Here is a 24,450-nt window from a genome sequence, read left to right on the forward strand (position 1 = left end):
CGTTTTTTTTTAAGACAACCTTAAGATTTTAAGCCAGCCTGATTGTGTCCCGACAATAAGCCTGCTTTGAGGATTAGCCTAAGGCCTGAATCGCTTTATCCAGCGCGCGGCGTAATAGCTGCCGATCGTGACGATAGGGCACATCGCTGGCGTCAAGGGGCGTCTGAATGACGACCCGATTTTCAATCCCTGCGATATCGGCCTTCGGGCCGACCACCAGCGCGTCAATCACCCGTTTACCGATCTGCTGTTCCATAATGGCGACTCTGTCCGCCAGCGTCAGGCTGGCTGCCGGGCTGTGCTCTTTGCCCAGATTATCGATAAACACCATCGGCGCGGGCGTGCGGCGTAGCGCCTGCGCCATCTCATCGAGCAGCAGAATCGGCATCAGGCTGGTATAGAAACTGCCGGGGCCAATCAGAATTAAGTCGGCTTCGGCGATGGCTTCTATCGCTTCGCGGGTGGTGGGGACCGGCGGCGATAGCATAAGCTCGCGCGGCACGCTGGCAAGCTGATCGATATTCACTTCGCCGTAGACTTCGTGCCCTTCGTGGTCAATGGCCATCAGATCGACCGGTTGTTCCGACATCGGGATCAGAAACGCGTCAACCTTAAGGAGATTTCTGATCAAATTGATCGCTTCAAGCGGCCGGACGCTCAGGTGATCCAGCGCCTTAAGCATTAGATTTCCGAGGTTATGCCCGGAAAGTTCGCCGTTGCCGCTAAAACGGTACTCAAACATCGCCGACGCCACGCTGGGTTCAGCGATAAGTTGATTAATACAGTTGCGCATATCGCCCCAGGCGATGCCGCCTTCCGCGCGACGAATGCGTCCCGTAGAGCCGCCGTTATCGGTGGTGGTGACGATGCCGGTAAGGCGTGAACCGAGCGAAGAGAGGGATGACATCACCCGGCCCAGCCCGTGCCCGCCGCCGAGAGCCACAACGCGATCAAGATCGGCGAAAGTACGATTGCGCATAAAAATCCCTTATAACAATTAATCGGGCTCACAGTAACCGATCTACCCCTAAAAGACGATGGGCGGGACCTGACAACCTGACCGACATCAATGCAAAAGCGTGGTTTTTAGCTATTCTGTAGCGAAAATGCGCGATCGTAGCGATATGTAATTGAATATATAACGAAATCGGAAATGGCGAAACCGTTATGAAAGCGCTACTATCGGCATAACCCGTTAACACTCTAGCCTCTGTGCCTGTGTCAAAAGATATGGTGCTTTGGCCGTGACAACTTCGGTTGTCACCAGGGCGTGGAAAGAAATGACCGCGTCTCCCGTATTTGGAAAGGTGTCTATGGCTTCACAGCTTACCGATGCATATGCGCGGAAGTTTTACTATCTGCGCTTATCAATTACCGACGTCTGCAACTTTCGTTGCACCTACTGCCTGCCCGATGGCTATAAGCCCGGCGCCGTCACTAATAAAGGCTTCCTCAGCGTCGATGAGGTCCGTCACGTCACCCGCGCGTTCTCCGCCCTGGGGACGGAAAAGGTGCGCCTGACCGGCGGTGAGCCTTCGCTGCGTCGCGATTTTACCGACATCATCGCCGCCGTGCGGGAAAATCCCTCCATTCGCCAGATTGCGGTCACCACCAACGGCTACCGGCTGGCGCGGGATGTTGAAAGCTGGCGCGATGCCGGGCTGACGGCAATTAACGTCAGCGTGGACAGCCTCGATGCGCGTCAGTTTCACGCCATCACCGGCCAGGACAAGTTTCGTCAGGTGATGGACGGCATCGATGCCGCCTTTGCCGCTGGCTTCGAAAAAGTGAAGGTCAATACCGTGCTGATGCGCGACGTTAACCATCACCAGCTCGACACCTTTCTGGCGTGGATCCAGCCGCGCCGCATTCAGCTGCGTTTTATTGAATTGATGGAAACCGGCGAAGGCAGCGATCTGTTTCGCCGCCATCACATTTCGGGCATGGTGCTGCGCGATGAGCTGCTGCGCCGCGGCTGGATCCATCAGATCCGCCAGCGTAGCGACGGCCCGGCGCAGGTGTTTTGCCATCCGGACTATGCCGGGGAAATCGGCCTGATCATGCCTTATGAAAAAGATTTCTGCGCTACCTGCAACCGCCTGCGCGTCTCTTCCGTGGGTAAATTGCACCTGTGCCTGTTCGGTGAAGGCGGCGTCGACCTGCGCGATCTGCTCGCCGATGAGCGGCAGCAGTCGGCGCTGGAGGCGAGAATTTCCGAGGCGTTAACGCACAAAAAGCAAACTCATTTCCTGCATCAGGGCAACACCGGTATTACGCAGAACCTGTCGTATATCGGCGGATAATTCATTTTAAGGAGCGATCAGATGAGCCAGGCCAGCGCTGAGTTTATCCCGACCCGTATTGCTATTCTTACCGTCTCCAGCCGACGCGGCGAAGAGGACGACACCTCCGGCCACTGGCTGCGCGATGCGGCAGAGGAGGCGGGCCACGTCATCGTCGATAAGGCGATTGTTAAAGAGAACCGCTACGCCATTCGCGCCCAGGTGTCGGCGTGGATTGCCGGCGATGAGGCGCAGGTGGTGCTGATTACCGGCGGCACCGGCTTTACCGACGGCGACCAGGCGCCGGAAGCGCTGCTGCCGCTGTTTGACCGTGAGGTCGAAGGCTTCGGCGAGGTGTTCCGCATGCTCTCCTTCGAAGAGATCGGCACCTCGACCCTGCAGTCCCGCGCCGTGGCCGGGGTCGCCAACCGTACGCTGATTTTTGCGATGCCTGGCTCAACCAAAGCCTGTCGTACCGCATGGGACAATATTATTGCGCCGCAGCTCGATGCGCGTACGCGCCCGTGCAACTTTATCTCTCACCTTAAGAAGTAATTTATGTCACAGCTGACCCATATTAACGCCGCCGGCGAAGCGCACATGGTCGATGTCTCGGCGAAAGCGGAGACGGTTCGCGAAGCGCGCGCCGAGGCCTATGTTGAGATGCAGGCCACGACGCTGGCGATGATTATCGACGGCAGCCATCATAAAGGCGACGTCTTCGCTACCGCGCGCATCGCCGGGATCCAGGCGGCAAAACGCACCTGGGAGCTTATTCCGCTGTGCCATCCGCTGATGCTGAGCAAAGTCGAAGTCCATCTGCAGGCGCAGCCCGAGCATAACCGGGTGCGCATCGAATCCCTGTGCCGCCTGACCGGGAAAACCGGCGTCGAAATGGAAGCATTGACCGCCGCCTCCGTCGCCGCGCTGACGATTTACGATATGTGCAAAGCGGTACAGAAAGATATGGTGATTGGTCCGGTGCGCCTGCTGGCGAAAAGCGGCGGCAAGTCCGGCGATTTTAAAGTGGAAGATAGCCATGATTAAGGTCCTTTTTTTTGCTCAGGTGCGCGAACTGCTCGGCACCGATTCCCTGACGCTCGATTCGCACGGGCTTTCCACGGTTGAAGCCGTTCGCCAGCAGCTGATCGCCCGCGGCGACCGCTGGGCGCTGGCGCTGGAGGAGGGCAAGCTACTGGCGGCGGTAAACCAGACGCTGACGACGTTTGATCATCCGCTGGCGGCCGGCGATGAAGTGGCGTTTTTCCCGCCGGTCACCGGAGGATAAGATGACGCAGACGCGTATTATCGTTAGCCACGACCGCTTTAAGGTCGGCGACGAATATCCCTGGCTGGCCGAGCGCGATGAAGACGGCGCGGTGGTGACCTTTACCGGCAAGGTTCGCAACCACAACCTTGGCGACAGCGTCAAAGCGCTGACTCTTGAGCACTATCCGGGGATGACCGAAAAATCGCTGGCGGAAATCGTTGAGCTGGCGCGCGAGCGCTGGCCGCTGGGGCGGGTCACGGTGATTCACCGTATCGGCGAAATGTGGCCCGGAGAAGAGATTGTCTTTGTCGGCGTCACCAGCGTCCATCGCGGCAGCGCGTTTGCGGCGGGGGAGTTTATTATGGATTACCTGAAAACCCGCGCGCCGTTCTGGAAGCGCGAAGCGACGCCGGAAGGCGAGCGCTGGGTCGATGCGCGAGATAGCGACCGCAGGGCGGCAGAACGCTGGTAGTGTGGTACGCTTAGAAGATAAATTTCGTTAATCAGGAGACAGTCATGGACAGATATCCTCGTTCCGGGGCGATCGTACAGGGTCGCAGCGGACTTCAAACTTATATGGCGCAGGTGTACGGCTGGATGACGGTCGGGCTGCTGCTCACGGCGTTTATCGCGTGGTTTGCGGCCAATACCCCTGCGGTGATGATGTTCGTCTTTTCCAGCAAAATAACCTTTTTCGGCCTGATCATCGCCCAACTGGGGCTGGTATTCGTGCTCTCCGGCATGGTGCAGCGGCTGAGCGCAGGAATGGCGACCACCCTGTTTATGCTCTATTCGGCGCTCACCGGGCTCACGCTTTCCAGCATTTTCATCGTTTATACCTACTCGTCGATTGCCAGTACCTTCGTGGTGGCAGGCGGGATGTTTGGCGCGATGAGCCTTTACGGCTACACCACCAAACGCGATCTGAGCGGCTTCGGCAATATGCTGTTTATGGCGCTTATCGGTATCCTGCTGGCGTCGCTGGTTAACTTCTGGCTGAAGAGCGAAGCGCTGATGTGGGCGGTGACCTACATCGGGGTGATCGTATTCGTCGGCCTGACCGCCTATGACACCCAGAAGCTGAAAAACATCGGCGAGCAGATTGACGTTCGAGATGCGTCAACGCTGCGCAAATACTCGATTCTTGGGGCGCTGACGCTGTATCTGGACTTTATCAACCTGTTCCTGATGCTGCTGCGCATTTTCGGCAACCGTCGTTAACTTGTTCCCGGAGGCGATGCTGCGCATCTGTCCGGGCTACCGGATCTCAGATGGCGGTGAACCTGTAGCTCAGTCAGCGAAGCGCCAACGGGAAAGTTCATCAACGGAGAAGTGGATAAAATAGCGGCAGATATCCACGATATCGACCAAACCGCAGCCCCGGTCAGCATTCGCGACCGGGGCTTTTTTTACTCTTCTCCCGCCAGCTTGCGCTGGTTTTTCTCCCGCAGATGCTTCGCCCGGCTCTCCAGAATTAAGTAGCCGATGGTCGCCAGCAGCAGCGGCAGGAAGTAGTACAGCGCGCGGTAGGCGAGCAGGGCGGCGATAATCGCGCCGCGCGAAATCTCTTCTCCGGAAAGCATGGCGATAAACACCGCCTCAAGCACGCCAATGCCTGCCGGAATATGCACGATAACCCCCGCAATGCTGCTCACCAGCAGTACCCCGAGCACGAGAAAATAGTCCACCTGAGGCCCCAACAGTAGCCAGATAATCGCCCCCATCGCCATCCAGTTCAGGCTGGAAACCGCCATCTGCAATATCGCGAAGCGCCAGGAAGGCAGAACCAGCCGCTGGCCTTTTATCGTCAGATGGCGCTTTTTAGCAAAGGCGCAGGCCCACAGGTAAAACGCGGAAATCAGCAGCAAAACGACGCCCAGAATTTGCAGCGACGGCTGGCTGATATACCAGCGCTCGGGAACCTTCACCATGCCGGAGCTAAAAATAATGCCGCCGAGCAGGATATACCCCAGCCAGTTGGTGGTAATGCTCAGGGAGAAGATACGGGTAATGGTCGCCCCGCTCAGCCCCAGACGCGAGTAGAGCCGATAGCGCATACCAATGCCGCCTACCCAGGTGCTGAGCGTCAGGTTAAAGGCGTAGCAGATAAACGACACCAGCATCACCTGGCGTTTAGCCAGCTTGTGGCCGCAGTAGGCGCGCCCCAGCAGATCGTAGCAGCCATAGATCAGGTAGCTGGCGATAACCAACCCGATGGCGCTGAGCAGCGCCGTACGGTTGTAATCGCGAATCACTTTCCACACGTCCTGCCAGTCAATTTTCTGGGCGTAGACCACCAGCAGAACGACGACGGCGATAAAAAAGAGCACCGTCAGGATTTTTTTCGCCATCCGCCAGCGAGGGTGAGATTTCGCCATCAGGATTTCACCTCCTGATTTTCCGGGTCTACGCGATCCTGAGTTTCAATTTCTGGCTGTACCGGGGGCTGAACCCGCGACAGCAGCGGCGTATGGGCCGGTAGCCATCCGACCCAGGCAGGGAAGTGGCGCAGGAAGTGGAACGCCAGCACGCTAATGCCGAGCCGCCACCAGGTGCGTTTCGACAAAATGCGCTTATCGACCTCGCGGCAGTCGTTAAGGATTAAGCCATTGAGATTATCGCGCAGCGTCTGGTTAAATTCGCGGTCGTGAATCACCAGGTTGGCTTCCAGGTTCAGCGACAGGCTGAGCGGGTCGAGGTTGCTGGAACCGACGGTGGCCCAGTGGTCGTCCGCCAGCGCCACTTTGCCGTGCAGCGGACGGCGGCGGTATTCGAAAATCTGCACGCCGCCTTTCACCAGATAGTGATAAAGCAGGCGCGCGCCAAATTTGACAATCGGAATATCCGGTTCGCCCTGCACGATAAGCTTGACGCGCACGCCGCGGCGGGCCGCGTTGCGCATGGCGTGCAGCAGGCGATAGCCGGGGAAAAAGTAGGCGTTGGCGATAATCACTTCCCGGCGGGCGGTGGTCAGCATTTTCAGATAGTGACGCTCAATATCGTCGCGATGATCCTGATTATCCCGCCAGATAAACAGCGCCTGGGCCTCGCCGGGGCTGCGGTTGATTTCAGGCTTATGCCGACGCCGCTGCCACCAGCGGCGGGTCGCCTCATTGGTAGGCAGGTTTTCCAGTTCAAATTGCAGGATATCGAGCACCACCGGCCCTTCAACCTGCACGGCATAATCCTGTTTGGCTTCCGGGCCGTAATCGGTCATATGCTCGGCGGAGTAGTTAATTCCGCCGACGAAGGCGGTAACGTCGTCGATCACCACGATTTTACGATGCATGCGGCGAAACAAATTGGTGCGCATACCGAGCAGTCGCGGGCGCGGGTCGTAGTAGCGAAAAATTACGCCAGCCGACGTCAGCTCCCCCACAAAGCTTTCGCTTAAATCCGGCGAGCCGTAGCCGTCCAGTAATACCTCGACGCGCACGCCGCGCTGGGCCGCTTTTAACAGAACGGCATGGAGCTGTTTGCCGACGTCATCTTCAAACCAGATAAAGGATTCGAGGATCACCCGCTGCTGCGCGCGACCAATGGCGGCAAACAGCGCCGGATAATAGTTATCGCCATTTTCTAATAGCCGAATGCGGTTTCCTTCCTGCCAGCTGCATTTCACAGATGTATCTCCACGCTAAGCGGTGCATGATCGGACAAATGACGCCACTGTTTTAACGCCAGCGTTTTAGGCTGGCTGGCATGGGCGTTTTTTACGTAGATGCGGTCGAGGCGCAGCAGGGGGAAGCTGACCGGGAAAGTCCGCGCCGGACGCCCTCTGGCGCGGGTAAAAATCTCCTCCAGCCCGGCCTGGGCTTTAAGCTGCCGGTTAGCCTGCTGCCGCCAGTCGTTAAAATCACCGGCCACCACCACCGGTTCGCCCGCGGGTAAACCGTTCACCCACTCCGCCAGCATCGTCAGCTGGGCCTGGCGTTGATGAGCGCGCAGCCCCAGGTGCACGCAGAATAAATGGATAGCGATTCCGCTTTCCGGCGGCACGATGCGGCAGTAGAGCAGGCCGCGCTTTTCGCTGTTGCCCACCGAAACATCGAGATTTTGATAATGTTCAATGGGAAAACGAGAAAGCACCGCGTTGCCGTGATGTCCTTCCGGGTAAACGGCGTTGCGGCCGTAGGCGTAATCGCTCCACATGGTATCGGCGAGAAACTCATAGTGGGTGGTATCCGGCCAGTTTTCGATATGCAGCGGATGAATTTCGTGCGCCCCCATCACCTCCTGCAGGCAAACAATGTCGGCGCTGACGCTGCGCACCGCTTCGCGTAATTCGGGCAAAATAAAGCGGCGATTGAACGCAGTAAAGCCTTTATGGGTGTTAATTGTCAGCACGTTTAACGAAAATCGCGGCATTTGTTCGTCCTTATTTCTCTGGGCAATGTCACTTTCCTGTAGGAAATAGTGTAGTAGAGGTCACAAAAAGATGCGGTGATACGGAATTTTCCGTAAAGTGCGGTACTCTGAGTAGCAGAGAAAAATCCTTCAGGAGAGAAGCCATGAAGTGGCAACAACGTGTACGCGTCGCAACGGGTCTTAGTTGCTGGCAGATTATGTTGCATCTACTGGTCGTGGCAGTACTGGTGATGGGTTGGATGAGCGGCGCGCTGGTGCGCGTCGGATTAGGTTTGTGCGTGCTGTACGGCGTCACGTTAGTGTCGATGCTGTTTTTGCAGCGCCATCACGATGAGCGCTGGCGCGACGTCGGTGATTTCCTTGAGGAACTCACCACCACCTGGTACTTCGGCACCGCGGTGATCGTGCTGTGGCTGCTGTCGCGCGTACTGCACAATAACCTGCTGCTGGCCCTCGCCGGGCTGGCGATACTGGCCGGTCCGGCGGTGGTATCACTGCTGGCGAAAGATAAAAAACTACGCGATCTTTCTTCGGAACATCGCATACGCCGCTGAGCCGGTGGTGGCCGCTATGACCAGTAGCGGCCACAAACTCCCCCACACGATTGCCAGACTCGCATCCTTCAGATAGATCTGCTTGGTGATATCGGTGAAATGACGAATCGGGTTTACCCACGTCAGGTTCTGTAGCCATACCGGCATATTCTCCACCGGCGAAACGTAGCCGGAGAGCAAAATCGCCGGCATCATAAAGACGAATACGCCGATAAACGCCTGCTGCTGCGTGGAGCACAGCGACGAAATCAACAGGCCGAATCCTACCAGCGACAGGCCGTAAACGATCATCGTGAAGTAAAACAGCAGCAATGAGCCGGCAAACGGAATTTGATAGGCCCAGATGCCAATCCCCAGCACGATGGTTGCCTGCAGGGTGGCGACGATCAGCGCCGGGACCGCTTTACCGATAAAGATTTGCCAGGTTGCCAGCGGCGACACCAGCAGCTGGTCGAGCGTGCCCTGTTCGCGCTCGCGGGCAACGGAGAGCGAGGTGACGATCATGACGCCGATGGTGGTGATCATGGCGATCAGCGACGGCACCACGAACCATTTGTAATCGAGATTCGGGTTATACCAGTTGCGCACCACCAGCTCGCTATTGTTCGGTTTGGCTTTACCTTCCAGCAGGTCCTGCTGATAGCTTTTGACGATCTGCTGGAGATAGTTCGCGGCAATTTGCGCGCTGTTAGAGTTGCGCCCGTCCAGCAAAAGCTGGAGCGGGGCGGTCTGGTTGGTGTCGAGGTTGCGCGAAAAATCCGCCGGGAAACGCACGACCAACAGGGCTTTTTGTTCATCGATGGTGGGTCGTATTTCCTGCGGGCTTTTCAGTAGCAGAACGTGGGTGAAGGCTTTGGCGCGGGCGAAGCGCTGGGTCAGCTCCACGGCGTGCTTGCCGTTGTCTTCGTTATAGATGGCGATGGTGGCGTTCGTTACCTCCAGCGTGGCGGCAAAGGGGAACAGCAGTACCTGGATCAGTACCGGCATAATCAAAATCGCCCGCGTCTGCGGTTCGCGCAACAGCGACTGCAGCTCTTTGCGGATTAACGTCCATAAGCGATGAAACATCGTATATTCTCTCTTTGTGATCCCCGGATTGCGCTGCGCTTATCCGGGCTACCTAATCTGGCAGAAACGGTAGCCCGGGTAAGGCGTTCACGCCGCGACCCGGGAAGCGGGCGCAGACAAATTAATCCAGACGCCGTTTGGTTTTCAGCCACGTCAGGCCGATAAACATTACCGCCGAGGCGATTAAAAACATTACGTTCACCAGCAGCACCACCGGGATATTGCCCGCCAGAAACAGGCTTTGCAGGGTACTAACAAAATAGCGCGCCGGGATCACGTAGGTCACCGCGCGGATTATCGCCGGCATGCTGTCGATCTGAAAAATAAACCCGGACAGCATAATTGACGGCAGAAACGCGGCGTTCAGCGCCACCTGCGCGGCGTTAAACTGGTTGCGGGTAATGGTGGAAATCAGCAGCCCCATTCCCAGGGTGCTCAACAAAAACAGGCTGGTGATAAAAAACAGAATCACCAGCGAACCGCGAAACGGCACGCCGAGAATAAACACCGCCACCAGCATACACAGCAGCATCGCCAGCATGCCGAGGAAATAGTAGGGGATCAGCTTGCACAGCAGCAGTTCGGCGCGGGTAATCTCGGTCGACAGCAGCGCCTCCATGGTGCCGCGCTCCCACTCGCGGGCCACCACCAGCGAGGTCAGGATCGCGCCGACCACCGTCATAATGATGGTAATCGCGCCGGGGATAATAAAATGCTGGCTGATGGCGGCCGGGTTAAACCAGTAGCGCGTCTGCACGTCGATAAGCGGCTCGAAGGTTTCGCCGCGATCTTCCGCCCGCTGCTGCTGCCAGATTTGCCAGATGCCTTCGACGTAGCCCTGGGCGAAGTTAGCGGTATTCGGTTCGCTGCCGTCGGTGATGAGCTGGATCGGCGCATCGTCGCCGGGGCGGGCCATCTTGCGGTCGAAATCTACCGGAATGGTTACCAGCGCGCGAATGCGTCCCGCCTGCATCATCTGCACCAGTTGCTGGCGGTTATCGCTGACGGTGGCGTCGATATAGGGGGAGCCGGTCATGGTATGGACAAAATCCAGCGCCTCTTCGCTTTGCTGCTCCAGCAGCACGCCCACCCGCAGCTTGCTGGAGTCGAGGTTAATCCCGTAGCCAAAGATAAATAGCAGCAGCAGGGGGATGACCACCGCAATCAGCCAGCTGCTGGGGTCGCGGACAATCTGCCGCGTCTCTTTCACGCACAGGGCGCGTACGCGCCGCCACGATAGCCATTTAGCGCTCACCGGCGTTCTCCTTGTCCCAATCGTGGATGAGGGTGATAAATGCCTGCTCCATCGTCGGGTCAGGCTGTTTATCATCCGCTGCCAGCGCCTTCAAATCGTCCGGCGTGCCGCTGGCGATCAGCTTGCCGTGATAGACCAGGCCGATACGATCGCAATACTCCGCTTCATCCATAAAGTGGGTGGTGACCATCACCGTCACGCCTTTATCCACCATGCTGTTGATATGCAGCCAGAATTCACGGCGGGTGAGGGGATCGACCCCGGAAGTGGGTTCATCAAGAAACAGGATATCCGGCTCGTGCATTAGCGAGCAGGCCAGCGCCAGGCGCTGCTTATAGCCGAGCGGCAGATCGTCGGCGGCCTGCCGGGCGATGCTTTTCAGGCCAAACGCCTCGCTCATGCTGGCGATTTTGTCGTTCTGCTCCCGCCCGCGCAGGCCGTACACGCCGGAGAAGAAGCGCAGGTTCTGCTCGACGGAAAGGTTGCCGTAGAGCGAGAACTTCTGCGCCATATAGCCCAGATGCTGACGCGCCTTGCCGGAGCTGACTTTCAGGTCCATGCCCAGCACCAGCGCTTTACCGGAGGTGGGGACCAGCAGGCCGCACATCATCTTAAAGGTAGTGGACTTGCCCGCGCCGTTAGGCCCGAGGAGGCCGAATATCTCCCCGCGCTTGACCTGGAAATCAACGTGGTCGGTGGCGGCAAAATCGCCGAATTTCTTGGTCAGGGTCTGCGCTTCAATCACCGTGTCCTCATGGGAGCCTTCCACGGTGTGGATAATGTTGCCCAGCGGCGATTCGGCGGTCCCGGCGCCGCCCAGCAGGTCGATAAAGGCGTCCTCGAAGCGCGGCGCGGTTTCGGCGACCTCGAGCGGCGGCATATCGGTAGCGTTCTGGACTTCACTGATGCTGGCCTCTTTTTTAAGGATCAGGCGTACCGATTTCCCCTGAATCACGCCATCGCTCACCTGCGGCAGCTTCAGCGTCCGCTGGAGGAGGCGGCGATTATTCTCCTCGCCGCTGGAAATCAAAAAGCTGCGTCCGGCCATGGTCTGCGTCAGCTCTTTTGGCGCCCCCTGATAGAGCAGCTGGCCCTCGTTCATCAACAGCACGTCCCGGCACTGCTCGGCCTCATCAAGATAAGAGGTGCTCCAGAGGATCAGCATTCCGTCGCCCGCCAGTTCATGCACCATTTGCCACAGTTCGCGGCGCGAGATGGGGTCGACGCCGACGCCGGGTTCATCAAGCAGCAGGACTTTCGGTTCGCCGACCAGGGTGCAGGCCAGACCAAGTTTCTGCTTCATGCCGCCGGAAAGCTTGCCCGCCAGCCGGCTGGTAAAGGGGCCGAGGGAGGTAAATTCCAGCAGCCTGGCGAAGGTTTTTTCCCGCGCCTCGCCGGTCACGCTGCGCAGATCGGCGTAGAGCGTCAGGTTTTCCATCACCGTCAGATCTTCATACAGGCCGAATTTCTGCGGCATATAGCCGAGCACCGCGTGCAGGGCGCTATCGTCGGCAATCGGGTCGTAGCCGATGACCGTTGCGCTGCCTGCGTCGGGCTTCAGCAGCCCGGCGAGCATGCGCATCAGGGTGGTTTTTCCCGCGCCGTCAGGGCCCACCAGACCGGTTACATAGCCGGAGTGAATGGTGCAGTCCAGCGGCGCGACGGCCGGGCGGTCCATGCCGGCAAAGCGCCGGGTCAGGCCGCTCAGCGTAATGACGTCCTCGCTCATTGGCCGTTTCCGTGACTGAAGGTGACGGTGACAGGCATCCCCTGGCGCAGCGCGTCGTCGGCATCGGTGACCACAATACGCAGGCGATAAACCAGATCGGTGCGCAGATCCGGCGTCTCCACGGTTTTCGGCGTGAATTCAGCGGTAGGGGAAACGAAGCCGATTTTGCCGCGGTAGGGTTTATCCGGGCGACTATCGGTGTAAAGCAGCACTTCGCGACCCGGCTGGGCCTGGCCGAGGTTTTTTTCATCGATATAGGCGCGTACCCACACCGGATGGGTTAACGAGAGCGTCATCACCGTGCCGCCGGCGCTGAGCATGCTGCCCGGCTCGACGGCGCGAGTCATCAGCGTTCCGTCGGACGGCGAGGTCAACGTGGTATCGTGCAGATCGAGCTTCGCCTGCGCCAGCGCGGCCTGCGCCTGCTCAAGGCTGGCTTTGGCCTGGGCGATTTCCTGCGGACGATTTCCCGCGCGATACTGGCGCAGCTTATCCTGCGCGGACTTCAGCGTCGCCTGGGCCTGATCGCGCGAGGAGCGGGCGTTTTCCAGGTCGTTAGCGGAGATGGCGCTGCTTTTGCGCAGCCCCAGCTGGCGTTGGTAAAAGTTCTGCGCGTAGTCGTAAGCCGCCTGCGCCTGGTTGACCGCGGCGGCGGCCTGGGCAATCTCTTCCGAACGATACCCCGCCATCATCAGGTCGTACTGCGCCCGGGCGGTGGACACGTTGGCCTGCGCCTGTTGGAGGGCGTTTTCGTACGGCGCGCGATCCAGCTCGCCCAGGGTCTGCCCGGCTTTAATCGCATCGCCCTCGTCGACGCTGAGCGACGCCAGCCGCCCGCCCACGCGGAAGCTGAGGTTGACGGTACGAATATCCACGTTGCCATATAGCGTGAGCGTTTTCTGCTGGCTGCTCTGGTACCACCACCAGCCTCCGCCAAGGACAGCGACCAGCAGGAGAAGCAGCACAACGATGATGAGCGGTTTTTTCATGACTCCAGACTCCTTTGCGATAATCCTTCCAGAACGAAATCAATATGGCAGGTGATAACCTCAATAATTTGTGCGGTTTTGTCCCGATCGAACTCGGCCCAGCCCGCGCGGCGCAGCACCGTTTCCCGCCCAAGGCGAAAAGCGAGCACTTCGCCCAGCAGCGCGTGGGTGTGAAGCACCATTTGCGTGCTGTCGGCGTTAAGGCCGGTATAGGCGGCGATTAAACGGGTCAGGTAGCAGTGTAGTGGAGCAATCACCTGATCGTGGATGAGCCGGTAGGCCGGCGTCGGCGACAACTGCTCGCGGGAGATGAATTTGCTCAAATTGACGGTGTCGTCCTGGGTCAGCAGCAGGATCATGTTCTGGCAGGCGCCAAGTATCAGGCTGCGCATCGCAGTTTTATCCGGCACAGGCTCAGTGAACAGCGCTTCCGCCGCCTGTGCGTGGGGGCGGAAATTGTGTTCGATAAAATCAGCGATCCACTGGGCGCAGGCGAGGTAGAGATCGTCTTTGGAACCAAAATAGTAGGTAATGGCGGCGATATTTTGCCCGGCCTGAGCGGCGATATCGCGGGTCGTGGCGTGCAGGCCGTATTCGCCAAACTGGGCGATTGCGGCGGCGATAAGCTGGCTTTTCGCCTGCTCGCCCTTGCTGGTAATGGGAGTTGTCGTCATCGCGCTGGAAAAGTTAATCAATCGATTGATTAACTCTAGGCGCAGGTTTGCAGTTTGTCCACCGTTTGCTGCTAGATATGAAATCCTTCGTGGCTTAGCTCTTCGGCAACCCAGTTAAAGAAGATCTTCACTTTCTCTTTTTGCTCATTCGGGTGCGGTAAAACGAAGTGATGGGCATTCACCGGCATACTGACGTCGCGGCTAAAGACGGGTTCCAGGTGACGTTGACGAACGCTCTGCCCGGCCAGCAAATTACTCTCAAGAATAATCCCCATCCCCATGCGCGCGGCCTCGATACTCATATAGGAGCGGTCAAAATTAAAAATAAAGTTTTTATTCCAGCCGCGAACCTTATGCCAGGACAGCCAGTTGCTCCAGCCGATCAGCGTGCTATCGGAATGAATAAGATCGCAGGCCAACAAATCTTCAATGGACTGAACGTCGCGTCCGGCTAAATAAGTCGATGAGGTGAAGGGGAGCATGCGTTCGTTTTTTATGGTCTTGACCACCAGGGTCGGCCACTGTGAGAGCCCGTGGCGAATATCAATATCGATATTATCGCGGGAGAACTGAATGCTTTCATAAGAACAGGTCAGGCTAATTTTAAGCTCCGGCCAGGCCTGGCGAAACTTATGAAGTCGGGGCATCAACCACAATAAGCCAAAGCTCGGCGCTGAATGAATCCGTAAATAATCCTGGTGGATATCATTAATCACCTGGTTAGTGGCCTGGCCAATAATATTTAAGGCTCCGGAAACTTCTTTAAGATATTTTTCACCAATGGTGGTTAAGACCATTCCTTTACTGCTGCGGGAAAATATCTTCTTTCCCAGATACTGTTCCAGGCTGGCTATCTGATGACTGACTGCGGAAGCTGTAATATTGAGATTCTCCGCTGCCAGGTTCAGGCTGCCGGTATCGGCCACTTCAATAAATGCCTGAATATTGCGTAAGGATGGCATCGGCAAGCTTTTATTTGGCAGCGGCTGGTTCATGATTTCCTCCGGTGAGTGGAATAATGCAGGGTGATTTGTTTACTCAAAAAACAGTACATCCAGCGGTTATCCCAGAAAATGAGGGTCAGGATAGCATAGCCGGGAAATAAGATATGGCGTAATCCGTGATGAACTTAACAGTTTTAAATATGAAGCCCTCGGAAAAATAATTGACAGGAATTTGAATGCAGTCACGAAGCAAATTTTTCTCACGCGTAATTGAGCTTTTTTGAATACCCTTTCTTTTTGGGATTGTTATATTGCAACCACAGGCCTGATAACAGGGCGCGATGCGGTAAGGTTCGCGACAAAAAGCATAAAAAATACAGAGGATACCCTATGTCACGTATAGATACTGTGGTCTGTACTGACGCCAGGAAAACAAAATATCGTTTTGTGGTTTTGACGATGATTTTCCTGGTGTATGCCATAAATTACGCCGACAGAACGAATATCGGCGCGGTATTGCCGTTCATTATTGATGAGTTTCATATCAACAACTTTGAAGCCGGGGCCATCGCCAGCATGTTTTTCCTGGGCTATGCGGTCAGCCAGATCCCGGCCGGCTTTTTCATTGCCAAACGCGGCACGCGAGGGCTGGTCGCGCTGTCGATTTTCGGTTTTTCCGCTTTTACCTGGCTAATGGGCACCGTGAGCTCGGTGTTTGGCCTGAAGATGGTGCGGCTGGGGCTGGGGCTTAGCGAAGGGCCATGTCCGGTAGGCCTGGCTTCGACCATTAATAACTGGTTCCCGCCGAAAGAGAAAGCCACGGCAACGGGCGTCTACATCGCCGCCACCATGTTTGCGCCGATCATCGTACCGCCGCTGGCGGTATGGATCGCGGTAACCTGGGGCTGGCGATGGGTCTTTTTCTCCTTTGCGATACCGGGAATTGTGGCGGCGGTGGCGTGGTACCTGTTGGTTAAGTCAACACCCGCAGAGAGCGGATTTGTTTCGCAAAGCGAACTGGAAAAGATTAACGCCGGGCGTGAAAGCGATAAAAACGCCGTACGGCAAAATATATTAATTGCCGATCGCTTTATCTGGCTGGATAAATTTATTCGGGTGAAAAAGCTTACCCCTATTGATACGGCGAAAGGATTATTTACCTCGAAAAATATTCTTGGCGACTGTCTGGCTTATTTTATGATGGTTAGCGTGCTGTACGGATTATTAACGTGGATCCCGCTGTATTTGGTTAAAGAGCGCGGTTTTGATGTAATGAGCATGGGCTTCGTGGCAAGTATGCCGTGTATTGGCGGTTTTATAGGTGCGATTGGCGGTGGATGGATTTCGGATAAGGTATTAGGCCGGCGACGTAAACCGACAATGATGTTTACCGCGATTTCCACCGTGGTCATGATGCTCATTATGCTAAATATTCCCGCGAGCACCTGGGCGGTCTGTGTCGGATTATTCTTCGTCGGTTTATGCTTGAATATTGGCTGGCCGGCCTTTACCGCCTACGGTATGGCCGTTTCGGATAATAAAACCTATCCGATCGCCTCTTCTATTATCAATAGCGGCGGTAACCTCGGCGGATTTGTTGCCCCGATGGCTGCGGGCTTTTTACTCGATCAAACCGGCAGCTTTAATTCGGTATTCACCTATTTTGGTATCTGCGCCGCAATAGGTCTGGTGGTGATTCTCTTTCTCGATGAGCCACAATAACGGAAATACATCCTGTTAATTAATATGACGTCATGTCATGGAGTGAAAATATGTTATTAAAAGATAAAGTCGCCATTATTACCGGCGCGGCCTCGGCACGCGGTTTGGGTTTTGCCACCGCCAAATTATTTGCTAAAAACGGCGCCAGCGTGGTCATTATCGACCTCAATGGCGAAGCCAGCAAAGCGGCGGCCGCGGCCTTAGGCGAAGGCCATCTTGGCCTGGCGGCGAACGTTGCCGATGAAGTTCAGGTTCAGGCGGCGATGGAACAGATTCTGGCGAAATATGGCCGGGTCGATGTGCTGGTGAATAATGCCGGGATTACTCAGCCGCTGAAGCTGATGGATATTAAGCGCGCCAACTACGACGCGGTGCTGGACGTCAGCCTGCGCGGCACGTTGCTGATGTCGCAGGCGGTTATTCCGACGATGCGGGCGCAAAAATCGGGCAGCATCGTCTGTATCTCTTCGGTTTCCGCCCAGCGCGGCGGCGGTATCTTCGGCGGCCCGCACTACAGCGCGGCGAAAGCCGGGGTGCTCGGCCTGGCGCGGGCGATGGCGCGCGAGCTTGGTCCGGATAACGTCCGCGTTAACTGCATTACCCCGGGGCTGATTCAGACCGATATCACCGCCGGTAAGCTGACCGACGACATGACGGCCAATATCCTTGCCGGGATCCCGATGAACCGCCTTGGCGATGCGGTGGATATCGCGCGCGCCGCCCTGTTCCTCGGCAGCGATCTCTCTTCCTACTCGACCGGTATCACCCTGGACGTGAACGGCGGCATGTTAATCCACTAAGCGAGGCAAGCAGATGAAAATCACAGAATTACAAAAAGTTGCCGCGGCGGCGTGGCGTATCCGCCGCTATGCCCTGCAAATGGGCGAGGTTCAGGGACAGGGCTACATCGGCCAGGCGTTAGGCTATGCGGATGTGCTGGCCACCGCGTTCAGCCACGCGATGCGCTACCGCCCGGAAGAACCGGAGTGGGAAGGACGCGACCGCTTCCTGCTCTCGCACGGCCATTACGCCATCGCCTATTATGCGGCGCTGCTGGAAGCGGAAATTATCCCGCAAGAGGAGCTGGAGACCTACGGCTCCGACGACAGCCGTCTGCCGATGTCGGGTATGGCAACCTATACGCCGGGGATGGAGATGTCAGGCGGCTCGCTGGGGCAGGGGCTCTCCATTGCCGTCGGGATGGCGCTCGGCCTGCGGCAGAAGCGCAGCGCATCCTGGGTTTATAACTCCATGTCGGATGGGGAGCTGGACGAAGGGTCGACCTGGGAAGCGGCGATGTCGGCGGCCCATTACGGCCTGACGAACCTGATAAATATCGTTGATGTGAACAAACAGCAGGCGGACGGCGATTCGCGCAAAATTCTCGGCTTTGAGCCGCTGCATGAAAAATGGTCCGCCTTCGGCTGGTACGTGCAGCGCGTGGACGGCAACGATCTGGCGGCGGTGATTACCGCCTTCGACAACGCGAAAAATCATGCGGGCAACCAGCCGCGGGTCATTTTATGCGACACGCTGATGGGCAAAGGGGTGCCGTTCCTGGAAACCCGCGATAAGAACCATTTTATCCGCGTCGATGCCGACGAATGGCAAAAGGCGATTGCGGTGCTGGACGCCAACAAACCGGAAGGAGTGCTGTAATGAGCCAGAGTAAACCACGTTTAAAGACGTCGGCGATGATCGCCTCTATTGCTGATGAAGGCCAGGCGACCGTTTCCGCCCCGTTTGGCGTCGCCCTATCGAAGCTGGCGGCGCAGCGCCCGGAAATCGTCGGGATGACCGCGGATCTGTCAAAGTATACCGATCTGCATATCTTCGCCCAGGCCTTCCCGGATCGCTTCTTCCAGATGGGGATGGCGGAGCAGCTGCTGATGGGGGCCGCCGGGGGAATGGCGAAGGAGGGATTTATTCCCTTCGCCACCACCTATGCCGCTTTTGCTACCCGCCGCGCCTATGATTTTATCCATCAGGTTATTGCCGAAGAGCATCTGAACGTAAAGATCTGCGCGGCGCTGCCGGGTCTGACTACCGGCTACGGGCCGAGCCATCAGGCAACGGAAGATCTGGCGATTATGCGCGGCATTCCCGGGATGGTCATCGTCGATCCCTGTGATGCGCTGGAGATAGAACAGGCGGTACCGGCGATTGCCGACCACAGCGGTCCGGTGTATATGCGTCTGCTGCGCGGTAAGGTGCCGCTGGTGCTCGATAAATATGATTATCAGTTTGAGCTGGGCAAGGCGAAGCTGCTGGAGGACGGTAATGATGTGCTGATCATCTCTTCCGGGCTGATGACCATGCGCGCCCTGGAAGCGGTTGCAAAACTGCGGGCCGATAATATCAGCGCGGCGGTACTGCACGTACCCACCATCAAACCGCTCGATGAAAAAGCGATCGTTGCGCAGGCGTCGAGGCCCGGTCGTCTGGTGGTGACCGCGGAAAACCACACGTCGGTTGGCGGGTTAGGGGAGGCGGTTGCCGCGCTGCTGATGCGCAAAGGCGTGCGCTGCGAACTGGATACCGTTGGTTTGCCCGACGAATTCCTGCTGGCCGGGGCGCTTCCGACGCTGCACGACCGCTACGGCATTTCCACCGCGAAGATGGTCGAAAAAATTAAGTATCGCCTGCGTTAGTTGTTTTCGCCGCCGCGTTCTGCGGCGGCGCTTGTTTATCGCCAGGACCGGGAGCAGTGGTTTGTTAGCCAGAGGATTCTTTTCGGCAGATTTTATGCGGTTCATCACAAAATCTGCTAGACTGCGCAGCTTCATGGCATTGTGGTTTTTGCCATCTCTTTCGCAATAATCTCCCTGAAAACTACGCCTGTGACGGGCCGGGGCGGTTCGGAGTTGTTATGTCTTTTGATTCCCTTGGCCTGAATCCTGAAATCCTGCGCGCCGTCGCTGAGCAGGGCTACGTTGAGCCAACCCCTATTCAGCAGCAGGCCATCCCGGCGGTATTACAGGGTCGCGATCTGATGGCCAGCGCCCAGACCGGTACTGGTAAAACGGCGGGATTTACGCTGCCGCTGCTTCAGCATCTGGTCCAGAAAGAACCGCACGCTAAAGGCCGTCGTCCGGTGCGCGCGCTGATCCTGACCCCCACGCGCGAGCTGGCGGCGCAGATTGGCGAGAACGTGCGGGATTACAGCAAATACCTTAACGTTCGTTCGCTGGTGGTGTTCGGCGGCGTGAGCATTAACCCGCAGATGATGAAGCTGCGCAGCGGCGTCGATATCCTGGTGGCAACGCCCGGCCGCCTGCTGGATCTTGAACATCAGAACGCCGTGAGCCTGGACAAAGTTGAAGTGCTGGTGCTGGATGAAGCCGACCGTATGCTGGATATGGGCTTTATTCACGATATTCGCCGGGTACTGGCGAAGCTGCCGGCAAAGCGCCAGAACCTGCTGTTCTCCGCAACCTTCTCCGACGAGATTAAATCGCTGGCGGAAAAGCTGCTGCATAATCCGCTGGAAATTGAAGTCGCTCGCCGCAACACCGCTTCAGAACAGGTGAGCCAGCTGGTGCATTTTGTCGACAAAAAGCGCAAGCGCGAGCTGCTGTCGCAGATGATCGGCGAAGGCAACTGGCAGCAGGTGCTGGTCTTTACCCGCACCAAGCACGGCGCTAACCATCTGGCGGAGCAGCTTAATAAAGACGGCATCCGCAGCGCCGCCATTCACGGCAACAAGAGCCAGGGCGCGCGTACCCGCGCGTTGGCTGACTTTAAATCCGGCGGTATTCGCGTGCTGGTGGCGACCGATATCGCCGCGCGCGGTCTGGACATTGAAGAGCTGCCGCACGTAGTGAACTACGAGCTGCCAAACGTACCGGAAGACTATGTGCACCGTATTGGTCGTACCGGGCGCGCCGCGGCAACGGGTGAAGCGCTGTCGCTGGTCTGCGTGGATGAACATAAGCTGCTGCATGATATCGAACGCTTGCTGAAAAAAGAGATCCCGCGTATCGCCCTTGCGGGCTATGAGCCGGATCCGTCGATCAAAGCCGAGCCGATTCAGAACGGTCGTCAGCAGCAGCGCGGCGGCGGCGGCCGTGGTGGCCAAAGTCAGGGCCGCGGCGGCCAGGGACAAGGTCGCGGTCAGCAGTCCGCGCCGCGTCGTACCGATGGCGAAGCGCCGAAAGCGCGAACTCAGGACGGTAAACCTCCTCGCCGTCGTCGCCCGCGCAAACCCGCGGCGGCTGAGTAACCCTATCCCGTCACTCCTGCGGGCATAGCCGCGAACGCGCGGCCATGCCCCGGATGGGTTATCCGGGTAAGGCTCCTTGCCCGGCATGCTCTTCGCTCACGTTGAACCTCGAGCGAGATTCCAGTTTGCTCAGAAAGACATTCCTCCCGATGGCGAAAAAATGGCACAATAGTGGCTGTTTATACAGTATTCAGGTTTTCTCATGGCTTTGACCGCAGCGCTGAAAGCGCAAATCGCCGCCTGGTATAAGGCGCTTCAGGAACAAATTCCTGACTTTATTCCCCGTCCTCCGCAGCGGCAGATGATCGCCGATGTGGCGAAGACGCTTGCCGGGGAAGAGGGGCGGCATCTGGCGATAGAAGCCCCGACCGGCGTCGGTAAAACCTTGTCATATCTGATTCCCGGCATCGCCATTGCCCGTGAAGAACAAAAAACGCTGGTGGTCAGTACCGCCAACGTTGCTCTGCAGGACCAAATCTACAGCAAAGACCTGCCGCTGCTGCGCAAAATCATTCCCGACCTGCGATTTACCGCCGCCTTTGGCCGCGGGCGCTACGTCTGCCCGCGTAACCTGGCCGCCCTTGCCAGCACCGAACCGACGCAGCAGGATTTACTGGCCTTTCTTGATGACGAACTCACGCCCAATAACCAGGCGGAGCAGAAGCTGTGCGCGACGCTGAAAGCGGATCTCGATAGCTATAAATGGGACGGCCTGCGCGATCATACCGATAAAAACGTTGATGATTCATTATGGAGCCGCCTGAGCACCGACAAAGCCAGCTGTCTGAACCGCAACTGCCACTACTACCGCGAATGCCCCTTCTTCGTCGCCCGCCGGGAAATCCAGGAGGCGGAAGTGGTGGTGGCGAACCATGCGCTGGTGATGGCGGCCATGGAGAGCGAAGCGGTGCTGCCGGAGCCTAAGCATTTGCTGCTGGTGCTGGATGAAGGCCACCATCTTCCGGAGGTGGCCCGCGATGCGCTGGAAATGAGCGCGGAAATTACCGCCCCGTGGTACCGCCTGCAGCTGGATCTTTTTACGAAGCTGGTCGCGACCTGCATGGAGCAGTTTCGCCCTAAGACCACGCCGCCGCTGGCCAATCCCGAACGGCTGAATGGGCATTGCGAGGAGCTCTACGAACTCATCTCCTCCCTGAATAACATCCTCAACCTGTACATGCCGGCCGGGCAGGAGGCTGAGCACCGCTTCCCGATGGGAGAGCTACCGGCGGAAGTGATGGAAATCTGCCAGCGGCTGGCGAAGCTCACCGAGACGCTGCGCGGTCTGGCGGAGCTGTTCCTTAACGATCTGGGCGAAAAAACCGGCAGCCACGACGTGGTGCGTTTGCATCGGGTTCTGCTGCAGATGAACCGCGCGCTGGGGATGTTTGAGAGCCAAAGTAAACTCTGGCGGCTGGCATCGCTGGCGCAATCCTCCGGCGCGCCGGTGACCAAATGGGTTACCCGCGACCTGCGGGACGGCCAGATGCATATCTGGTTCCACTGCGTGGGGATCCGCGTCAGCGAACAGCTGGAGAGGCTGCTGTGGCGCAGCGTCCCGCATATCGTCGTCACCTCTGCGACGCTACGCTCGCTGAATAGCTTTTCGCGTTTGCAGGAGATGAGCGGGCTGAAAGAGAAGGCGGGAGACCGCTTTGTGGCGCTGGACTCGCCATTCAACCACGTCGAACAGGGTAAAATCGTCATTCCGCAGATGCATTACGAACCGCTTATCGATAACGAAGAGCAGCATATCGCCGAGATGGCCGCCTATTTCCGGGAGCAGGTCGAGAGCAAAAAGCATCTCGGCATGCTGGTGCTGTTCGCCAGCGGAAGAGCGATGCAGCGCTTTCTCGAACACGTTACCGATCTGCGCCTGCTGCTGCTGGTTCAGGGCGATAAGCCTCGCTACCGGCTGGTCGAGCTGCATCGCAAACGCGTAGAAGGCGGCGAGCGCAGCGTACTGGTTGGGCTGCAGTCCTTCGCGGAAGGGCTGGATTTAAAAGGCGAGCTGTTAAGCCAGGTGCATATTCATAAGATCGCGTTCCCGCCGATAGACAGCCCGGTGGTGATTACCGAAGGCGAGTGGCTCAAAAGCCTCAACCGCTATCCGTTCGAAGTTCAGAGCCTGCCCAGCGCGTCATTCAACCTGATTCAGCAGGTTGGCCGCCTGATTCGAAGCCATAGCTGCTGGGGAGAGGCGGTGATTTATGACAAACGCCTGTTAACCAAAAACTACGGTAAGCGTTTATTGAATGCATTACCCGTATTTCCGATAGAGCAGCCAGCCGTCCCTGAGGTTATAGTAAAAACTAAAACAAAACAGACGCGTCGCAAACGGCGTTAGCGGTGCAGTGTCGATGATGTGAGAAGCTCAGAGGAGCCTGCAATGGACTACAGCAAAATCATTAAAGAAGTCGGGCGCGGCAAAAATCACGCCCGCGACCTGGACGTGGAGACGGCGCGCGCGCTCTACTCGCGGATGCTTAACGGCGAGGTGCCTGAGCTCGAACTCGGCGGCATTCTCATTGCCCTGCGCATCAAGGGCGAAGGTGAAGCGGAGATGAAGGGCTTCTATGAAGCGATGCAGAATCATACGATGAAGCTGACGCCGCCGGTCGCTAAACCGATGCCGATAGTGATCCCCAGCTACAACGGCGCGCGCAAGCAGGCTAACCTGACGCCTCTGCTCGCCGTGCTTCTGCATAAGCTTGGCTTCCCGGTGATTGTTCACGGCGTGAGCCACGATCCCACCCGCGTGCTGACGGAAACGATTTTTGAACTGATGGGGATCCCGGCGACGCTTCAGGCGGGCCAGGCCCAGGCGCGGTTAGACAGCCATCAGCCGGTTTACGTGCCGGTCGGCGCATTGTGTCCGCCGCTGGAAAAACAGCTGGCGATGCGCTGGCGCATGGGGGTGCGTAACAGCGCCCACACGCTGGCCAAGCTGGCGACGCCGTTTGCTGAAGATGCGGCGCTGCGCCTGTCGAGCGTTTCGCATCCTGAATACGTTGGCCGGGTGGCGAAATTCTTTGCCGAGATCGGCGGCCGGGCGCTGCTGATGCACGGTACCGAAGGCGAAGTTTACGCCAATCCGCAGCGCTGTCCGCAGATCAGCCTGATTGACGCGGCCGGTACGCGGGTGGTTAACGAGCGTCAGGATGGCGCAGCGGAGCAGGCGCTCGTCCTGCCGGCGTCAAAAGATCCCGAAGTGACCGCGCGCTGGATTGAGCGCTGTTCTGTAGGGAGCGAGCCGTTGCCGCAATCGCTGAAAATTCAGCTGGCCTGCTGTCTGGTGGCGACCGGCGTCGCCTCCTCTCTGGAGCAGGGGCTGGCGAAGGTGGCTGAGAGCTGGTAACTGTATCGGCAGGCA

At 57.6% G+C, this 24,450-nt stretch carries 24 protein-coding genes and 1 riboswitch; of the genes, 14 read left to right on the forward strand and 10 right to left on the reverse strand.

Annotation, left to right across the window (positions count from 1 at the left end; all coding sequences use genetic code 11):
- Window positions 1-73: 73 nt before the first annotated feature.
- A complete protein-coding gene (yvcK, locus tag KOSB73_RS11510; RefSeq protein ID WP_004135255.1) occupies window positions 74-979 on the reverse strand; it encodes a uridine diphosphate-N-acetylglucosamine-binding protein YvcK in 906 nt (301 codons plus the stop codon).
- A 208-nt stretch (window positions 980-1,187) separates the two neighbouring features.
- Window positions 1,188-1,326: riboswitch (molybdenum cofactor riboswitch) on the forward strand.
- Between yvcK and moaA the strand changes: the two genes are divergently transcribed.
- The 6 genes from moaA to KOSB73_RS11545 all read left to right on the forward strand — a co-directional run bounded on the left by moaA (window position 1,314) and on the right by KOSB73_RS11545 (window position 4,773).
- Window positions 1,314-2,303 (forward strand): GTP 3',8-cyclase MoaA, encoded by a 990-nt coding sequence (gene moaA / locus KOSB73_RS11520; protein ID WP_004135253.1) that lies wholly within the window; start codon window positions 1,314-1,316, stop codon window positions 2,301-2,303. Its footprint overlaps the riboswitch before it by 13 nt.
- Before the next feature lie 21 nt (window positions 2,304-2,324).
- Window positions 2,325-2,837 carry a molybdenum cofactor biosynthesis protein B gene (gene moaB, locus KOSB73_RS11525; protein ID WP_004135251.1) on the forward strand — a complete coding sequence of 171 codons (513 nt, stop codon included), beginning with the start codon at window positions 2,325-2,327 and terminating at the stop codon, window positions 2,835-2,837.
- A 3-nt stretch (window positions 2,838-2,840) separates the two neighbouring features.
- Entirely contained in the window at window positions 2,841-3,329 is a 489-nt protein-coding gene (gene moaC, locus KOSB73_RS11530; protein WP_024360139.1) for a cyclic pyranopterin monophosphate synthase MoaC, read from the forward strand.
- Complete coding sequence (moaD, locus tag KOSB73_RS11535) at window positions 3,322-3,570, forward strand: molybdopterin synthase sulfur carrier subunit (protein WP_004135247.1); 249 nt, start codon at window positions 3,322-3,324, stop codon at window positions 3,568-3,570. The genes moaC and moaD overlap by 8 nt, the downstream gene beginning before the upstream one ends.
- Before the next feature lies 1 nt (window position 3,571).
- On the forward strand, window positions 3,572-4,024 hold the full coding sequence (gene moaE / locus KOSB73_RS11540) for a molybdopterin synthase catalytic subunit MoaE (RefSeq protein ID WP_004135245.1): 453 nt from the start codon (window positions 3,572-3,574) through the stop codon (window positions 4,022-4,024).
- Between the two features lie 44 nt (window positions 4,025-4,068).
- Window positions 4,069-4,773 carry a Bax inhibitor-1/YccA family protein gene (locus KOSB73_RS11545; RefSeq protein ID WP_004135244.1) on the forward strand — a complete coding sequence of 235 codons (705 nt, stop codon included), beginning with the start codon at window positions 4,069-4,071 and terminating at the stop codon, window positions 4,771-4,773.
- Window positions 4,774-4,961: 188 nt separating this feature from the next.
- Here KOSB73_RS11545 and KOSB73_RS11550 read toward each other — a convergent pair whose 3' ends face one another.
- Genes KOSB73_RS11550 through KOSB73_RS11560 form a run of 3 tightly spaced genes read right to left on the reverse strand, consistent with a single transcriptional unit; the run spans window position 4,962 to window position 7,920 of the window.
- Window positions 4,962-5,930: a lysylphosphatidylglycerol synthase transmembrane domain-containing protein gene (locus KOSB73_RS11550; protein WP_004135242.1), complete on the reverse strand. Its 969-nt coding sequence runs from the start codon at window positions 5,928-5,930 to the stop codon at window positions 4,962-4,964.
- Window positions 5,930-7,174: a cardiolipin synthase ClsB gene (gene clsB / locus KOSB73_RS11555; protein WP_098140519.1), complete on the reverse strand. Its 1,245-nt coding sequence runs from the start codon at window positions 7,172-7,174 to the stop codon at window positions 5,930-5,932. Before clsB ends, KOSB73_RS11550 begins: the two co-directional genes overlap by 1 nt.
- Window positions 7,171-7,920 carry an endonuclease/exonuclease/phosphatase family protein gene (locus KOSB73_RS11560; RefSeq protein ID WP_004135238.1) on the reverse strand — a complete coding sequence of 250 codons (750 nt, stop codon included), beginning with the start codon at window positions 7,918-7,920 and terminating at the stop codon, window positions 7,171-7,173. The genes clsB and KOSB73_RS11560 overlap by 4 nt, the downstream gene beginning before the upstream one ends.
- Before the next feature lie 143 nt (window positions 7,921-8,063).
- Here KOSB73_RS11560 and KOSB73_RS11565 point away from each other — a divergent pair, with 143 nt between their 5' ends.
- Window positions 8,064-8,474: a YbhQ family protein gene (locus KOSB73_RS11565; RefSeq protein ID WP_004135236.1), complete on the forward strand. Its 411-nt coding sequence runs from the start codon at window positions 8,064-8,066 to the stop codon at window positions 8,472-8,474.
- Here KOSB73_RS11565 and KOSB73_RS11570 read toward each other — a convergent pair.
- The 6 genes from KOSB73_RS11570 to KOSB73_RS11595 form a co-directional block, all read right to left on the reverse strand.
- A complete protein-coding gene (locus KOSB73_RS11570) occupies window positions 8,436-9,542 on the reverse strand; it encodes an ABC transporter permease (RefSeq protein WP_004135234.1) in 1,107 nt (368 codons plus the stop codon). The two genes, KOSB73_RS11565 and KOSB73_RS11570, sit on opposite strands and share 39 nt — an antisense overlap.
- A 121-nt stretch (window positions 9,543-9,663) precedes the next feature.
- Window positions 9,664-10,797, reverse strand: coding sequence for an ABC transporter permease (locus KOSB73_RS11575; RefSeq protein ID WP_004135232.1), 1,134 nt, complete (start codon window positions 10,795-10,797; stop codon window positions 9,664-9,666).
- Window positions 10,787-12,526 carry an ATP-binding cassette domain-containing protein gene (locus KOSB73_RS11580; RefSeq protein ID WP_024360137.1) on the reverse strand — a complete coding sequence of 580 codons (1,740 nt, stop codon included), beginning with the start codon at window positions 12,524-12,526 and terminating at the stop codon, window positions 10,787-10,789. Before KOSB73_RS11580 ends, KOSB73_RS11575 begins: the two co-directional genes overlap by 11 nt.
- Window positions 12,523-13,515, reverse strand: coding sequence for a secretion protein HlyD (gene hlyD / locus KOSB73_RS11585; protein ID WP_049087275.1), 993 nt, complete (start codon window positions 13,513-13,515; stop codon window positions 12,523-12,525). The genes KOSB73_RS11580 and hlyD overlap by 4 nt, the downstream gene beginning before the upstream one ends.
- Entirely contained in the window at window positions 13,512-14,189 is a 678-nt protein-coding gene (cecR, locus tag KOSB73_RS11590; RefSeq protein ID WP_024360135.1) for a transcriptional regulator CecR, read from the reverse strand. Before cecR ends, hlyD begins: the two co-directional genes overlap by 4 nt.
- 71 nt (window positions 14,190-14,260) lie before the next feature.
- Window positions 14,261-15,184 carry a LysR substrate-binding domain-containing protein gene (locus KOSB73_RS11595; protein ID WP_004135224.1) on the reverse strand — a complete coding sequence of 308 codons (924 nt, stop codon included), beginning with the start codon at window positions 15,182-15,184 and terminating at the stop codon, window positions 14,261-14,263.
- 339 nt (window positions 15,185-15,523) lie between these two features.
- Here KOSB73_RS11595 and KOSB73_RS11600 point away from each other — a divergent pair, with 339 nt between their 5' ends.
- The 7 genes from KOSB73_RS11600 (at window position 15,524) to ybiB (ending at window position 24,435) form a co-directional block, all read left to right on the forward strand.
- The gene (locus KOSB73_RS11600; RefSeq protein WP_064342381.1) at window positions 15,524-16,855 is read left to right on the forward strand and encodes an MFS transporter; all 1,332 of its coding nucleotides are present in this window, start codon (window positions 15,524-15,526) and stop codon (window positions 16,853-16,855) included.
- Window positions 16,856-16,905: 50 nt separating this feature from the next.
- Window positions 16,906-17,655 carry an SDR family NAD(P)-dependent oxidoreductase gene (locus KOSB73_RS11605; protein ID WP_024360134.1) on the forward strand — a complete coding sequence of 250 codons (750 nt, stop codon included), beginning with the start codon at window positions 16,906-16,908 and terminating at the stop codon, window positions 17,653-17,655.
- A gap of 13 nt (window positions 17,656-17,668) precedes the next feature.
- On the forward strand, window positions 17,669-18,514 hold the full coding sequence (locus tag KOSB73_RS11610) for a transketolase (RefSeq protein WP_098140520.1): 846 nt from the start codon (window positions 17,669-17,671) through the stop codon (window positions 18,512-18,514).
- Window positions 18,514-19,506, forward strand: a complete 993-nt coding sequence (locus tag KOSB73_RS11615; RefSeq protein WP_049087279.1) for a transketolase family protein — start codon at window positions 18,514-18,516, stop codon at window positions 19,504-19,506. The genes KOSB73_RS11610 and KOSB73_RS11615 overlap by 1 nt, the downstream gene beginning before the upstream one ends.
- Before the next feature lie 218 nt (window positions 19,507-19,724).
- Complete coding sequence (gene rhlE / locus KOSB73_RS11620) at window positions 19,725-21,077, forward strand: ATP-dependent RNA helicase RhlE (RefSeq protein WP_049087280.1); 1,353 nt, start codon at window positions 19,725-19,727, stop codon at window positions 21,075-21,077.
- 202 nt (window positions 21,078-21,279) lie between these two features.
- Complete coding sequence (gene dinG / locus KOSB73_RS11625; RefSeq protein ID WP_098140521.1) at window positions 21,280-23,424, forward strand: ATP-dependent DNA helicase DinG; 2,145 nt, start codon at window positions 21,280-21,282, stop codon at window positions 23,422-23,424.
- Window positions 23,425-23,466: 42 nt separating this feature from the next.
- Window positions 23,467-24,435, forward strand: a complete 969-nt coding sequence (gene ybiB / locus KOSB73_RS11630) for a DNA-binding protein YbiB (RefSeq protein ID WP_024360129.1) — start codon at window positions 23,467-23,469, stop codon at window positions 24,433-24,435.
- Window positions 24,436-24,450 lie beyond the last annotated feature (15 nt).

Source organism: Klebsiella grimontii (genome assembly GCF_900200035.1).
In the GTDB taxonomy this organism is placed as follows: domain Bacteria; phylum Pseudomonadota; class Gammaproteobacteria; order Enterobacterales; family Enterobacteriaceae; genus Klebsiella; species Klebsiella grimontii.

Excerpts from the sequence above, each read along its gene's own strand:
- yvcK (WP_004135255.1), bottom strand. The coding sequence starts at position 979 with ATGCGCAATCGTACTTTCGCCGATCTTGATCGCGTTGTGGCTCTCGGC.
- moaA (WP_004135253.1), top strand. The coding sequence starts at position 1,314 with ATGGCTTCACAGCTTACCGATGCATATGCGCGGAAGTTTTACTATCTG.
- moaB (WP_004135251.1), top strand. The coding sequence starts at position 2,325 with ATGAGCCAGGCCAGCGCTGAGTTTATCCCGACCCGTATTGCTATTCTT.
- moaC (WP_024360139.1), top strand. The coding sequence starts at position 2,841 with ATGTCACAGCTGACCCATATTAACGCCGCCGGCGAAGCGCACATGGTC.
- moaD (WP_004135247.1), top strand. The coding sequence starts at position 3,322 with ATGATTAAGGTCCTTTTTTTTGCTCAGGTGCGCGAACTGCTCGGCACC.
- moaE (WP_004135245.1), top strand. The coding sequence starts at position 3,572 with ATGACGCAGACGCGTATTATCGTTAGCCACGACCGCTTTAAGGTCGGC.
- KOSB73_RS11545 (WP_004135244.1), top strand. The coding sequence starts at position 4,069 with ATGGACAGATATCCTCGTTCCGGGGCGATCGTACAGGGTCGCAGCGGA.
- KOSB73_RS11550 (WP_004135242.1), bottom strand. The coding sequence starts at position 5,930 with ATGGCGAAATCTCACCCTCGCTGGCGGATGGCGAAAAAAATCCTGACG.
- KOSB73_RS11560 (WP_004135238.1), bottom strand. The coding sequence starts at position 7,920 with ATGCCGCGATTTTCGTTAAACGTGCTGACAATTAACACCCATAAAGGC.
- KOSB73_RS11565 (WP_004135236.1), top strand. The coding sequence starts at position 8,064 with ATGAAGTGGCAACAACGTGTACGCGTCGCAACGGGTCTTAGTTGCTGG.
- KOSB73_RS11570 (WP_004135234.1), bottom strand. The coding sequence starts at position 9,542 with ATGTTTCATCGCTTATGGACGTTAATCCGCAAAGAGCTGCAGTCGCTG.
- KOSB73_RS11580 (WP_024360137.1), bottom strand. The coding sequence starts at position 12,526 with ATGAGCGAGGACGTCATTACGCTGAGCGGCCTGACCCGGCGCTTTGCC.
- hlyD (WP_049087275.1), bottom strand. The coding sequence starts at position 13,515 with ATGAAAAAACCGCTCATCATCGTTGTGCTGCTTCTCCTGCTGGTCGCT.
- cecR (WP_024360135.1), bottom strand. The coding sequence starts at position 14,189 with ATGACGACAACTCCCATTACCAGCAAGGGCGAGCAGGCGAAAAGCCAG.
- KOSB73_RS11595 (WP_004135224.1), bottom strand. The coding sequence starts at position 15,184 with ATGAACCAGCCGCTGCCAAATAAAAGCTTGCCGATGCCATCCTTACGC.
- KOSB73_RS11600 (WP_064342381.1), top strand. The coding sequence starts at position 15,524 with ATGTCACGTATAGATACTGTGGTCTGTACTGACGCCAGGAAAACAAAA.
- KOSB73_RS11605 (WP_024360134.1), top strand. The coding sequence starts at position 16,906 with ATGTTATTAAAAGATAAAGTCGCCATTATTACCGGCGCGGCCTCGGCA.
- KOSB73_RS11610 (WP_098140520.1), top strand. The coding sequence starts at position 17,669 with ATGAAAATCACAGAATTACAAAAAGTTGCCGCGGCGGCGTGGCGTATC.
- KOSB73_RS11615 (WP_049087279.1), top strand. The coding sequence starts at position 18,514 with ATGAGCCAGAGTAAACCACGTTTAAAGACGTCGGCGATGATCGCCTCT.
- rhlE (WP_049087280.1), top strand. The coding sequence starts at position 19,725 with ATGTCTTTTGATTCCCTTGGCCTGAATCCTGAAATCCTGCGCGCCGTC.
- dinG (WP_098140521.1), top strand. The coding sequence starts at position 21,280 with ATGGCTTTGACCGCAGCGCTGAAAGCGCAAATCGCCGCCTGGTATAAG.
- ybiB (WP_024360129.1), top strand. The coding sequence starts at position 23,467 with ATGGACTACAGCAAAATCATTAAAGAAGTCGGGCGCGGCAAAAATCAC.